This is a genomic window from Gordonia soli NBRC 108243 (assembly GCF_000334455.1).
In the GTDB taxonomy this organism is placed as follows: Bacteria; Actinomycetota; Actinomycetes; order Mycobacteriales; family Mycobacteriaceae; genus Gordonia; species Gordonia soli.
In genome coordinates, this window is the sequence record NZ_BANX01000038.1 from 77,567 (window position 1) to 90,683 (window position 13,117).

The 13,117-nt window shown below is 68.2% G+C and carries 10 protein-coding genes and 1 pseudogene; all 11 read left to right on the forward strand.

Translation table 11 applies throughout. The annotated features are described in order from the left end of the window. Positions 1-8 precede the first annotated feature (8 nt). Entirely contained in the window at positions 9-1,691 is a 1,683-nt protein-coding gene (locus GS4_RS22385; RefSeq protein ID WP_007624870.1) for a (2,3-dihydroxybenzoyl)adenylate synthase, read from the forward strand. Positions 1,692-2,006: 315 nt separating this feature from the next. Then, a complete protein-coding gene (locus GS4_RS22390; RefSeq protein ID WP_007624871.1) occupies positions 2,007-3,575 on the forward strand; it encodes an AMP-binding protein in 1,569 nt (522 codons plus the stop codon). Continuing rightward, positions 3,572-3,862, forward strand: coding sequence for an acyl carrier protein (locus GS4_RS22395; RefSeq protein ID WP_007624874.1), 291 nt, complete (start codon positions 3,572-3,574; stop codon positions 3,860-3,862). The genes GS4_RS22390 and GS4_RS22395 overlap by 4 nt, the downstream gene beginning before the upstream one ends. Further along, a complete protein-coding gene (locus GS4_RS22400; protein ID WP_007624876.1) occupies positions 3,859-5,010 on the forward strand; it encodes an acyl-CoA dehydrogenase family protein in 1,152 nt (383 codons plus the stop codon). Before GS4_RS22395 ends, GS4_RS22400 begins: the two co-directional genes overlap by 4 nt. 1 nt (position 5,011) lies before the next feature. After that, on the forward strand, positions 5,012-6,196 hold the full coding sequence (locus tag GS4_RS22405) for an acyl-CoA dehydrogenase family protein (protein ID WP_007624878.1): 1,185 nt from the start codon (positions 5,012-5,014) through the stop codon (positions 6,194-6,196). A gap of 6 nt (positions 6,197-6,202) precedes the next feature. Next, on the forward strand, positions 6,203-6,958 hold the full coding sequence (locus tag GS4_RS22410) for an alpha/beta fold hydrolase (protein ID WP_007624880.1): 756 nt from the start codon (positions 6,203-6,205) through the stop codon (positions 6,956-6,958). A 103-nt stretch (positions 6,959-7,061) separates the two neighbouring features. Next, on the forward strand, positions 7,062-8,153 hold the full coding sequence (locus GS4_RS22415; protein WP_083862827.1) for a YihY/virulence factor BrkB family protein: 1,092 nt from the start codon (positions 7,062-7,064) through the stop codon (positions 8,151-8,153). Further along, complete coding sequence (locus tag GS4_RS22420) at positions 8,150-9,661, forward strand: phospholipase D-like domain-containing protein (RefSeq protein WP_007624884.1); 1,512 nt, start codon at positions 8,150-8,152, stop codon at positions 9,659-9,661. Before GS4_RS22415 ends, GS4_RS22420 begins: the two co-directional genes overlap by 4 nt. 127 nt (positions 9,662-9,788) lie before the next feature. Continuing rightward, positions 9,789-11,438 carry a long-chain-fatty acid--ACP ligase MbtM gene (mbtM, locus tag GS4_RS22425; protein ID WP_007624886.1) on the forward strand — a complete coding sequence of 550 codons (1,650 nt, stop codon included), beginning with the start codon at positions 9,789-9,791 and terminating at the stop codon, positions 11,436-11,438. After that, on the forward strand, positions 11,435-12,595 hold the full coding sequence (locus tag GS4_RS22430; protein WP_040511496.1) for an acyl-CoA dehydrogenase family protein: 1,161 nt from the start codon (positions 11,435-11,437) through the stop codon (positions 12,593-12,595). The genes mbtM and GS4_RS22430 overlap by 4 nt, the downstream gene beginning before the upstream one ends. 189 nt (positions 12,596-12,784) lie before the next feature. Next, a pseudogene (locus tag GS4_RS22435) lies at positions 12,785-13,117 on the forward strand (hypothetical protein); the annotation flags it as partial.

Consider the following 13,117-nt stretch of genomic DNA (forward strand, 5'->3'; position numbering starts at 1 on the left):
GGCAGCTCATGACGACCAGCGGCACCCAGTCGACTGACATCAGGACCGGGGATTCGATCCGGAGCAAGATCCCGGACTGGCCCGCGGACTTCGCCGCGAAGTACCGGGAGCTGGGCCTCTGGGAGGGGTTGACCTTCAGCGCGCGCCTCGACGGTTGGGCCCGCGACTTCGGTTCGTCGACGGCCATCGTCGACGGCGACAAGCGGATCACCTACGCCGAACTCGCCGAGCGCGCCACCGATCTCGCACACGGTCTGCGCGAACTCGGTGTCCGGGCCGGCGACGCGGTGCTGCTGCAGTTGCCGAACTCGGCCGAGTTCATCATCGGCTGGTTCGCGCTGCAGCGACTCGGCGCCGTACCGGTGCACACCCAGCCCGGGCATCGCCAGGCCGAGGTCGGGCACCTCGCCGGTGCGACCGGCGCCACGGTCTACATCACCACCGACGTGTTCAATCGCTTCGACCATCGTGACCTGGCGAAGCAGATCATCGACTCCACCCCCTCGCTGCGGTCGGTCGTGATCGCAGGCGACCTCGGCGACCACGCCGCCGACGACCGGTTCACCGAGTTCTCGTCGCTGTACCGCCCGGGCTCCGGACCGATCGAGGATGTCGCGAATCCTGGCGACATCGCGTTGCTGCTGCTCTCCGGTGGCACGACCGGTATGCCCAAGCTGATCGGCCGAACCCACGACGACTACGGATACAACTCGCGGGCCGCAGGTGAGCGGAGCCGCCTCGACGCCGACAGCGTCTACCTCGCGGTGCTGCCCATCGCGTTCAACTACACCTGGAACTGCCCCGGCATCCTGGCCACCTTCCGGGTCGGCGGCAAGGTCGTCCTGGCGCGGACGCAGGATCCGTCGGTGGTGTTCGAGCTGATCGAGCAGGAGGGTGTGACCATGACGGCCATCAACCCGCAGCTCGCCCCGGTGTGGCTCGACGAGCGCGAGTTCACCGACAACGACCTGAGCAGCCTTCGGATCATCGAGATCGGATCGGCCCGGCTCTCCGACCACGAGGCGCGACGGATCATCGACGAGTTCGACGCGACTCTGCAGCAGATCCTGGGAATGTCCGAAGGACTGTTCTGTGCAACATATCTCGACGACGACCCGGAACTGCTGGCCACCGCGCAGGGCGTCCCCGTGTCGCCGTACGACGAGATCCGCGTGGTCGATTCCGACGGCAACGAGGTGCCCAACGGTGAGGTCGGCGAGCTGACCGTCCGTGGCCCGTACACGCTGCGCGGGTACTTCGACGCCCCCGAGCACAACGTGAAGTCGTTCACCGACGACGGTTTCTACTGCACCGGTGACCTCGTGCGCAGACTCGACACCGGACACCTCATCGTCTCGGGACGCATCAAGGACCAGATCAACCGCGGCGGTGAGAAGATCGCGGCCACCGAGGTCGAGGGGGCGTTGCTGAAGCACCCGCTGATCCGCTCGGTGGCGTTGATCGGCGAGCCCGACCCGACGCTCGGTGAGCGCACGGTCGCATTCGTGGTCGTCGAGCCGGGAGCGGAGGAACCCCCTACGCGTCGCGATCTGGCGAACTTCCTGGAGTCCGAGGCCGGGCTGGCGCTGTACAAGGCTCCCGACATCGTGAACATCATCGACGAGATGCCGCTGACGCCGCTGGGCAAGATGGACAAGAACGTCCTGCGTCAGCAGCTCGCGCCGGCCTGATCCGACGGACGGCGACGCACGTCACCGCACGTGTGAGACCAACCCAACAATGAGGTAAGGCTTGCCTGACATATGATGGTGAAGGCGTCACGACGTCGTCTCGGGGGGCCGATCTCCCCGGTGCGAGCGGCTGATGCGGGGCCGGAGTGCGGCCTCGCCGGCCGGACTCGGCATCACCTGATCGGTCGGCCGGGCCGCCGATGCGGCCACCGTACGACGTCCTCGCCGCCACGCTATCGATCCATCGCAGACGCATCACCCGGATCGGTTGGGCCACAGCCCGACCCCGGGTCTGCCCGACAAGGCTGAAGGTTCATGGACACTCTGTCGACGCTGCGCTCGTCGACCGGCCGGACCGCCGGGACGTCGAGTGCACTGGCTCAGATCCTCGACGCCGCATCCGTCGATCACGCCGACCGTTGCGCGATCCGCTCCGAGTCGGAGGAACTCACCTACCGCGAACTCCACCAGCGCGTCAGCGAGGTGGCCGACCGGCTACGTGCAGCCGGTATCGGGGAGGGGTCGGCGGTCGCCGTGTACCTCCCGCGGTCGGTGACCGCCGTGATCGCGATCCACGCCGTCATCGCCACCGGCGCGGTCGTCGCACCGCTCGACGTCAACGACCCGCCGGAGCGCACCCTGTCGCTGGTCGAGCAAGCGGCGATCTCACACCTGCTGGTACCCGCGGAGCGTGCGGGTGAGGTCGCGGCCGCCACGGCCACGGCCGCGGAGGTCGGCGAAGGTCTCGCGCTCACGCATCGTCAGGATGTCGTGACGCCGCCGGAGTTCCGCGAATCCGGATACCTGCTCTTCACCTCCGGCAGCACCGGTGTCCCCAAGGGCGTGCTGCTGTCGGCCGACGCGGTGAGTCATTTCGCGCGCTGGGCGGCGGAGTCGCTGTGGTTGGGCCCGGAGGACCGGATCGCGGCGCAGGCCGCGCTCACCTTCGACATGAGCACCTTCGACATCTTCGCCACCGCGGTGGCGGGCGCATCCGCCGTCATCTTCCCGGAGTGGTTGAAGGCCTTTGCCGCAGACACCGTCGACTGGTTGGCCGAGAACGACATCACCGCGATCTACGCGGTCCCGACACTCCTCAAGGGGGTCGTCCGAGCGGTGGACGGCGGTCGGAAGTCCTTGCCTGCGCTGCGCGCCATCGCCTTCGCGGGGGAACCGTATCCGGCGCCCGGACTCGCCGAACTGCTGGCCGCATTCGCCGGCGTCGAGGTCCGCAACTGGTACGGGCCCACCGAGACGAACGTGTGCACCGCTGCCGACATGCGCCTCTGGGAATCGGAGCGACCGGTACCCATCGGCGCGCCGATCGCCGACGTGCAGACCTGCATCGTCGACGACGACCTGGAACCGGCAGAGGTCGGTGAGCTGGTCGTGGCCGGTGCACCGCTGCTGACCGGGTACGTGGTCGACGGAACCGTCGTGGATCCCGCGGTCGACGTACGCTTTCCCGACGGCGAGATCCGACGCGCCTACCGCACCGGCGATCTCGCGCACCGCGACGCCGACGGCGCACTGATCCTCAAGGGCCGCGCCGACAGTCAGATCAAGCGTCGCGGCTACCGTATCGACCTCTCCGGCATCGAGGCCATCGCCATCGATGCCGACCCCGTCGTCGGCGCCGCTGCAGTCGCGACCGGACCCGACCGCGCCATCGTGCTGTTCGTCGAGACGTCGGAGGCCGACGCCGGGGCGGCGATCACCGACGAGGTCGGCGAACTGCTGCGGGCCCGACTGCCGATCACCTCCCAACCGGATCTGATCGTGCACCGTTCACCGCTCCCCATCAATCGTCGTGGAAAGGTCGATCGGGTGTTGCTCGAAGATCTTGCTGCACAATCACTCACAGATCAGGAGAACGGGCAATGACCCAGGAAAGCCTCGACGGGGCGGCGACCCTTTCGGTCGATGACGTGGCCGCCGTGGTCTCGGATGCCATCGCGCGCAAGCACGGCCGCACCGAGACCATCGACGCCGACACCGAGATCCTTCTCACCGGGATGCTCGACTCGCTGACCTTGGTCAACATCGTCGCCGAACTCGAACAGCGACTCGGCCGCAAGTTGCCCGAAGACCTCGTCGTCGCCCGCAACTTCCGGACCCCGGCGACGCTGCATGCCAGCGTCCTCGCCGTCCTCGACCAGGACGCACGGTGACGGTCACCGCCCGCCCGGCCGACGTCACCGCTGCGGTCGTCGACGAGATCGGCCCCGATGCGGCCGACCTCACCGCCGAGGGCTTTCGCGCGGGGTGGCGCCGACTGGTGCGCACGCCGTCGGTGAACGCGGTGATGGCCGACTCCCTACGTGGTGAGACCGGGAACGGACTCATCGAGAACGCGGTCTCGGTGATCGAGGGCATCGGACGTGCCGGTGTGCCGGCCGGGCTGACCTACGCCGTGGCCTCACAGATCTTCGGCATCCAGTGGCCGCTGTCGACGCTGTCGAAGAAGCCGCTGGCGCCCTACGCGGATGCGATCCTCGACGGTTCGCTCATACTCTGCCACGCGCTCACCGAGGAGACCGGTGGCTCGGATCCGCTGTCGATGCGCACGGCCGCAATCCGATCCGACTCGGGCGAGTACCGACTCGACGGCCGCAAGGCCTACGTGACCGCCGCGCCCGAGGCCGACGTGATCCTCACCTTCGCACGCACGGACGAGGCCCGTCATCCGTTCGCGCTGAGCTCCTTCCTCATCCCGTCCGATCGTGCCGGCGTGGAGCGGTCGACCCCGTTCGACAAGGTCGCACTGACCGAGGTGCCCATGGGCGCCATCGATTTCGACGCCGTGGTCGCGACCGACGCCGATCTGGTGACCACCGAGGGCTCCGGGCTCGCCTTCCTGGCGAGCACCACGACCTGGGAGCGGGCACTGTTGATGAGCTACGCGCTCGGCGGCATGGCGGCGACCATCGACCGCGCCGTCACCTGGCTGCGTGATCGTGAGCAATTCGGCCGCAGTCTGGGCGCCAACCCGCTGGTGGCAGCCCGCGTCGCCGATCTCGCGATCATCCGGCACCGCGTCCGCACCCTGGTGTACGACATGGCCCGCCGCATCGACTCGCAGACCACGCCGATGAGCGCACTCTCGACCGATGCCGCGCAGGTGAAGATCTCGTGCGCGCAGGACCTCTTGCAGTTCGAGACCTCCGCCGCGCCGCTGTTCGGGGCGCGCGCGGTGATCGCCGACTCCGGCTACGCCATCAACACGACGAGCGCGCTGGCCGCGTCGATCTATGCGGGCACCAACGACCTGCTGCGGGTGTCGATCGCCCGTGAACTCGGACTGCCCGTGGGGAACTGACATGACAACTGTTGTTCGTCCGCTGGACGCCGCCCTCGACCTCGCCCGCGAGGTCACGCCAGAACTCGCCGAGCTCGCCGATCCGATCGACCGGGGGACCGAGGCTCCGGTGAAGGCCTACGCGCTGATCCGGGAGTCCGGTCTGTTGTCGGCGATGATCCCGCGCGAACGGGGTGGCCTGGGCCTCGACTTCGGCGACTACACCGTTCTGTTGGCCGAATTGGGCGCCGCCAACGGTGCGATCGCGCTGGGCTTCAACATGCACAACGTCGCGATCGGTTCGCTGTTCGAGACCGACGGCGATGCGCTCGGTGCGACAGGTGTCGCCTTCCGCGACTGGGTGGTCGACGAAGTGGTCGATCACCAGCGCATGTTCGCCTCGGCGGCATCCGAACCCTCCACCGGTGCGCGGCTGCGCGGCATCTCGACCGCCTACCGACGTGATGGCGACGACTACGTCCTCGACGGACACAAGTCCTTCGTGTCGCTGTCCAACGTCGCCGACCACTATGTGGTGACGGCGCGTCCGGCAGACACCGACACCGACTACGAGGTGTCCCACTTCGTGGTCAGTGCAGGCGATCCCGGCGTCTCCTTCTCACCGGAATGGCGGGGGACCGCGCTGAGCGGCACGTCCACCGCACAGATGTTCCTGGACGGCACCCGGATCCCGTCGCGACGCCTGTTCCTCGGTGTCGAGGGCATGTCGCTGTTCAAGGTCGTACGAGAACCGCACTGGATGGCCGCTGGCTATCTCGGCGCCTATCTCGGATTGGCCACGGCGGTCGTCGATTTCGCGACCGAGCGGCTCTCGGCAGACGAACGACGCCGTTCGCGGGACACCGACGTCCAAGGTCTGGGGTCGATGGTGGTCCGCCTGCAGGCCGCTCGCGCGCTCACGCTCAATGCGGCCCGCGCGGTCGCCGACCATCGCTCGGACCCGTCCACCAACGCACTCGTCTACGCCGCGAAGCACCACCTCGGTGAGGCCGCGCAGGCGTTGGCGGCCCAGTCGGTGGCGCTGGTCGGCTCCGCCGCGATGGCTGCCGACGGCCCGATGCAGCGGCTCCTGCGTGAGGTCCAGTTCTGCTCGATCATGCCGGCCAAACCGGCCGACTGCCTCGACTACGTCGGTCGGGCACAGCTGGGCGCCAACATGTTCGACGTGTCGAATCACGGGTGGTGATCTGACGTGCCCCTCCTCGACCATCCGGTCGGAGACCTCGAGTACGTCATCCACGAGGGAGATCCGGGCCGGCCGACGGCTGTCTTCCTGCACGAGGGCCTGGGCTCGACCGGCCAGTGGGGGCGGCTACCCGCGCTGTTCGCCCGCCAGACCGGCCTGCGCGTGCTCGTGTACTCGCGGCATGGCTACGGCGGCTCGGTGGGGCACGGACCCGACGGTCCGCGGTATCTGCACACGCAGGCGCTGGAGATCCTCCCGAGGGTGCTCACCGATCTGTCGATCGACGCGCCGTACCTGGTCGGACACAGTGACGGCGCATCGATCGCCGCCATCTACGCGAGTGAGCACCCGGTCCTCGGGGCGACCCTGATCGCGCCTCACATCGTCGTCGAGGAAGCCACCCTCGCAGGTATCCGCAGCACCGCAGCATCGTTCGGCGACACGGTGCGGCCATCGCTCGCGATGTTCCACGACGATCCCGATCGCCTCTTCGAGCGGTGGTCGACGGTGTGGCTCTCCGACGAGTTCGCCGACTTCGACATCACCGACGCGGTGGCGCGTATCCACGCACCGCTCCAGGTGATCCAGGGCGCCGACGACAACTACGCGACCGACCTCCAACTCGACCGGATCTCCGAGCGGGCGCCCGACGGTGCCGCCACGCACCTGTTGGCCGGACACGGTCACCACCCGCACCTGACCGATCCCGACGGGATCAGCACGCTGATCTCCGATTTCGTGCGGGACACCGTTCTGGTCTGACGCCGGGGGCGTCACAGCGAGGTCCTCGCGGGTTCCGAACCGGGCCCCACCAGTCGCCGCGATACACTTGCCGGGCTCTGGTCGAGGAACGGAAGGCATGCCGGTGTCGTTGTCCGCGCGCATCGACGACTTCCAGCGCAAACATCCCGCGACCGGATTCCCACTCGCCGTGGTCTACAAGTTCGTCGACGATCAGGGCGGGTACCTCGCCGCGCTCCTGGCCTACTACGCGTTCATCTCGTTGTTCCCGCTGCTGCTGCTGTTCTCGACGGTGCTGGGCCTGGTGCTGGTCGACCGGCCGGACCTGCAGCAACGCATCCTCGACTCCGCCCTCAGTCAGATCCCTGTCATCGGTGACCAGTTGGGCACCCCCGAACAACTCAGCGGCGGTGTGCCGGCGATCGTGATCGGCGTCATCGGCTCGCTGTACGGCGGGCTCGGGGTGGCCGTAGCCGCCCAGAACGCGATGAACGTGGTGTGGGCGGTGCCCCGCAACGAACGTCCCGACCCGTTCGTGGCACGCGGGAAGGGATTGCTGCTGCTGTCGACCGTCGGGACAGCGGTGATCGGACTCGCCATCATCAACGGTGTGGTGTCGGCGATCGAGCTGGGTTCCTTCGGACGCATCGCCGTCATCGTCGCGTCCGTGCTGCTCAACACGGCTGTGTTCGTCGTCGCCTTCCGCATCGGTACCGCGCGAGGAGTGACCGTACGCGAGGTGCTTCCCGGTGCCGCCGCGGCCGCGATCGGATGGCAGGCGATGCAGTCCTTCGGCAGCGTGTACGTGCAGCAGGTCATCGGCAACGCCAGCACCACCAACGGCATCTTCGCGGTGGTCCTCGGTCTGCTCGCCTTCCTCTACGTCGCCGCCATCCTGTTCGTGTTCTGCCTCGAGTTCAACGCGGTGCGGGTCGACGAGCTGTTCCCGCGGTCGCTGCTGACACCGTTCACCGACAACGTCCACCTCACCGCCGGCGACGAGGCCGCCTATGCCGCCCAGGCGCAGGCGCAGCGCAGCAAGGGTTTCCAGGACATCGCGGTCACCTTCGACAATCCCGCCGACGACGAGGCGCCGGACGGGGACGACGGGGTTCCTGGGGACGGCGGGGCTGCCGGAGACGGCAGGGGCGCCGGGGGAGATGATTCGGCGCGCGGGGAGCGCGCCCAGGACCGCGAGGGGGACGACCGAGGATGAACACGACACCACCCGAGGACCGGGCACCGCTGCTCGTGCCCGGAGACAACTGCTTCGCCACCGGACGCGCCGATCGGCTGGCGTGCATCGTCGACGCCGCCGACTACTTCCGCCATGCGAAGGCCGCGATGCTGACGGCGCAGCGTCGAATCCTGTTGATCGGATGGGATTTCGACACCCGGATCGAGTTCGAGCCGGATGGCAGCACGCTGGACGGACCGAATCAGCTGGGCGAGTTCCTGGAGTGGCTGCCCCGGAACCGACCGGATCTCCATGTCCACCTGTTGAAGTGGAGTGTCGGCGCATTCACCGCCATCTCCCGCGGCATGACACCGGTCTTCATCTCCAAGTGGCTCAGCCATTCCCGGGTGCATCTCGAGATCGACACCCGGCATCCGCTGCGAGGGGCGCACCACCAGAAGATCGTCGTGATCGACGATCGGATCGCGTTCTGCGGCGGCATCGACATGACCGTCGACCGCTGGGACCGACCGGGGCATCCCGACCACGACGACCATCGGGTCACGCCGTCCGGGAAGTCCTACGGGCCGTGGCACGATGCGACCACGGCGGTCGACGGTGCCGCCGCCGCGGTCATCGCCGAGGTCGCCCGCGACCGATGGGAGACGGCAACGGGTGAACGCCTCGATCCCACACCGGAACTCGACGGCGATCCCTGGCCCGACGGCCTCCTCCCGACCCTGGCGAAGGTCGACGTGGCGGTTGCACGCACGCTGCCACATCTCGACGATCGGGACGAGGTACGCGAGATCGAACGCCTGTACCTGACCGCCATCGGAGCCGCGCGGCACCGGCTCTACATCGAGAGTCAGTACCTCGCGGCCCGGGTGATCGTCGACGCCCTCGTCGAGCGGCTACGTGAGCCCGACGGTCCGGAGATCGTGGTGGTGCTGCCGCGGCACGCCGACGGCTGGTTGGAGCAGCGGGCGATGGACGGTGCGCGCCGCCGGCTGTTGCATCGGCTGTGGGCGGCCGACGGATCCGACCGGTTCCGCGCGTACCACCCGGTCACCGCGGACGGCGCCCCGATCTACGTCCACGCCAAGGTGTTGGTCGTCGACGACATGCTGTTACGCGTCGGGTCCTCGAACCTCAACAACCGATCGATGGGCCTCGACAGCGAGTGCGACCTGGCCGTCGAGGTCACCGACACCGACCCACGGGGCGACGAGCATCGCGCCCGGATCGTCGACGTGCGCGATCGCTTGCTGGCCGAGCACCTGGACGTCCCGCTGGATCGACTCCGGGCCGAGATGGATCGCAGCGGATCGCTGGTCACCACCGTCGACGCCCTGCGCGGAGAAGGGAAGACGCTGGTCCTCTTCGACGCCGAGACCGTCGGTGACGAGGACAGCCCGCTCGCAGAGAACGAGTTGATGGACCCGGAGAGCGCTGCGCGGTCGGCGGTCCTCGAACGCACCTACCGCTTCCTGGCAGGTCGGCCGATGCGACGGAGGCCACAGACGTCGCCCCAGGGGGTGACCTGAGCGCTAGCTTAGGCTAGCCTCAGCTAGGTTGAGATCGACGGTGTGGACCCCCTCGGTGCACCCGTTCGACGTTCAGGCGTGCCCTCGTCATCAGGCCCGGCGCGCCTTCGAGAGAAAGTTTTCAGTGATGCAGCAGAACACCGTTCTCGACGAGGCCGGCACCGCGAGCGTTCTCGCTTCCTCGGTCAGCGAGGCGATGCTGGCAGGCGAGCAGCAGTTGTCGGTTCTCGACACCGAGTCGGGTGAATGGGTCCGGCGCACCTGGCCGGAAGTCCACGCGCGGGCCACCGAGATCGCGACGCAGATCGTCGACGACCGCCAGCGACGCGAACCCCACGCGGTCGGGTTGATCGGTGACCCGACGGTCGACATGGTCGCCGCGGTCCAGGGTGCCTGGCTGGCGGGTGTCGCGGTGTCGATCCTCCCCGGACCGATCCGCGGCGCCGACGAGGTGCGCTGGGCGGAGAGCACCTACGCGCGTTTCGTCGACATCGGCGTGGGCACCGTGCTGGGCAGCGGCCCACAGCTCGACCTCCTCGGGAAGATCGACGGCTGGCTGCGGGTCGAGCAGGTCGCCGAGTACGGACTGGGTGTCGACACGTCGGGCTTCGAGCCGCGTCAGCTCCCGGCGAACGCACCCGCCGTGCTCCAGGGCACGGCCGGATCGACCGGAGAACCCAAGACCGCGGTGCTCTCGACTGCTGCGGTCCGCACCAACACCACCGAGCTCATCGCACGGTTGGGACTGCATCGCACCCGTGACAGTGGATTCAGCTGGCTGCCGCTCTACCACGACATGGGACTGACCTTCCTGCTCGCGGGTATGGGCACCGGCATCCCCCTCTACCTCGTCCCGAACTCGGCATTCGCGGCCTCGCCCTTCAAATGGCTGGAGTGGCTGACCGAGTCGAAGGCGACGGTCACCGCGGCGCCGAACTTCGCCTACGACATCCTCGGCCGCTACGGAAAGCTGCTGAAGGACGCCGACCTGTCGAACCTGCGCGTCTCGATCAGCGGCGGCGAGCCGATCGATCCGGATGCCTTCGACAAGTTCCTCGCCGAGACGGAGCGCTTCGGCTTCGATCCGGCCGCGGCCTCGCCCGCGTACGGTATGGCCGAATCCACCTGCGCGGTGACGATGCCTGCCGTCGGTGAAGGCGCCCAATACGACGAGGTCACCGTCACGCCGCCGACCGAGGGCGCCGAGCCGATCCGCAAGCGGTATGCGATCCTTGGAAAACCGCTGGGCGGTATGCAGATCCGCATCGTCGAGCCCAACATCGACGTCCCCCGGATCGACGGACGCGACGTCGGGCACGTCGAGATCCGCGGCACCTCGATGATGAACGGCTACCTCGGGCACGCACCTCTGCACGACGGTGAGTGGTTTCCGACCGGCGACCTCGGCTACCTGGTCGACGGACGGCTGGTCATCTGCGGTCGCGCCAAGGAGATCGTGATCGTCGCCGGCCGCAACCTCTTCCCGGTCGAGGTGGAGCGCGCGGCCGCGAGCGTCGTCGGCGTGAAGCGCGGCGGCGTCGTCGCCATGGCACGCGGCGAGGGGTCGGCGCGACCGGGTCTGGTGGTGGTCGCCGAGTACCGCGGTGAGGACCGCGACGGAGCACGGGCCGAGGTGATCTCCGAGGTCGCCTCCGAGTGCGGCATCGTCCCCGCCGACGTCATCTTCGTCGAGCCGGGTTCGGTCCCCCGAACCACGTCGGGCAAACTGCGCCGTCTCGAGACCAAGCAGCTCGTCGAGTCGGGGGAGTGGAAGTGACCGTGGCGACCTCGATCGAGGGCTACCGGGCGCTGCTCGACTCGGTCTTCGACGACGAGATCCGGGCCTGGACCGAAGAAGCCGAACAGTCCGAACGATTCCCGCGCAAGCTCCTCGAGCGTCTGGGGGAGCGCGGAGTGCTCGCCGAGAAATGGGGCGACGGCAAGCAGCCCGACCTCGCAAAACTGTTCGAACTCGCATTCGCACTGGGCCGACTCGGTTCGGCGGGGATCAGTGTCGGTGTGAGCCTGCACGATTCGGCCATCTCGATCCTGCGTCGCTTCGGCGGGCGGTCGGAGACCCTGCGCACAGTCGCCGACCAGGCGATCCGTGGCGAGGCCGTGCTGTGTCTGGCTGCCTCGGAGTCGTCGGGCGGATCGGACCTGCAGATCGTGGAGACGGTCGTCCGGACCGAGGGAGACGGCTACCGCGTCACCGGTCGCAAGAAGTTCGTCTCGCTGTCGCCGATCGCCGACTACATCCTGGTGGTGGCGCGCGATGTCGAGCAGGACGAGGTGAGCCGCCACGGCAACGTGGTGCTGATCCTGGTGCCCACCGCACAGGTCGACATCCAGCCGCCGTACAACAAGGTGAGCGCCGGCCCCTTGGACACCGCGGCCGTCGAGATCGACACCGTCGTCCCCGCCGACCACCTCATCGCACGGGCCGGCACCGGCCTGGCCGCGGTCAGCTGGGGTCTCGCCCACGAGCGATTGTCGATCGCCGGCCAGGTCGCCGCATCCTGCGACCAGGTCCTGGGGATCACGGTCGCCCGGATGCAGGAGCGGAGCCAGTTCGGCAAGACGCTCTTCGAGCATCAGGCTCTACGCCTACGCGTCGCCGACCTCCAGTCACGAGTCGACATGCTCCGCCACGCGCTGACCGGGATAGCGGTCGGCGGCAAGCTCGACCTCCGGACCGCGGCAGCGATGAAGGTGTCGGCGGCTCGGCTGGGTGAAGAGGTCATCGGCGAGTGCATGCACATCTTCGGCGGGTCGGGCTTCCTCACCGACGAGACCCCGCTGGCGCGATGGTGGCGGGACATGAAGCTGGCCCGCGTCGGTGGCGGCACCGACGAGGTGCTGTGGGAACTGGTGGCCGCGTCGCTGAAACCCGACGTCGAGGGATACCGGCGCTTCTCCGGAACCATCTCCTGACCTGGACGTTTGTCCGATGAGTACGCAGATCGGACCGCGTCGACGCCGGGGAGGGCGTCGAAATCCGGTAATACCGGCGAACCCGATAGCGATACCGGGTTTGGGATCGCAAGCGGGCGAGGTTAGCCTGACCTATAACACGCAGGACAGGGGGCACGACGAGTGTCCCGGCACAAGGAGTACAGACCAATGACACAGGGTGACTCGTACGGCGAGCAGCAGTACCCGGCCGGTGACCAATACGCCGACCAGCAGTACTCCCAGTACCCGCCGGAACAGAGCGCGCCGAAGATCAGCGTCCCGACGATCCTGGCCTCGGCCGGTGTCGCGGCCGTCATCTCCGCGCTCGTCGTCACCATCGGTGTCGTCGGCCTCGTCATCTCCAACAACGCCAACGGCAGCAACTCCGCGGCGACCCAGACGCCGACCGTCGTGAATCTCGGCGCAGCTCAGACACAGGCTCCGCAAGCCGGAGTCGTCGCGCCGCAGGCCGGTGCCGCTGCACCGGCCGCGGGAGCGGCC

What these genes read in the sequence shown, in the direction of transcription:
- mbtM (WP_007624886.1), top strand. Translation starts at nt 9,789, where the DNA reads ATGCAGCAGAACACCGTTCTCGACGAGGCCGGCACCGCGAGCGTTCTC.
- GS4_RS22385 (WP_007624870.1), top strand. Translation starts at nt 9, where the DNA reads ATGACGACCAGCGGCACCCAGTCGACTGACATCAGGACCGGGGATTCG.
- GS4_RS22420 (WP_007624884.1), top strand. Translation starts at nt 8,150, where the DNA reads ATGAACACGACACCACCCGAGGACCGGGCACCGCTGCTCGTGCCCGGA.
- GS4_RS22405 (WP_007624878.1), top strand. Translation starts at nt 5,012, where the DNA reads ATGACAACTGTTGTTCGTCCGCTGGACGCCGCCCTCGACCTCGCCCGC.
- GS4_RS22395 (WP_007624874.1), top strand. Translation starts at nt 3,572, where the DNA reads ATGACCCAGGAAAGCCTCGACGGGGCGGCGACCCTTTCGGTCGATGAC.
- GS4_RS22390 (WP_007624871.1), top strand. Translation starts at nt 2,007, where the DNA reads ATGGACACTCTGTCGACGCTGCGCTCGTCGACCGGCCGGACCGCCGGG.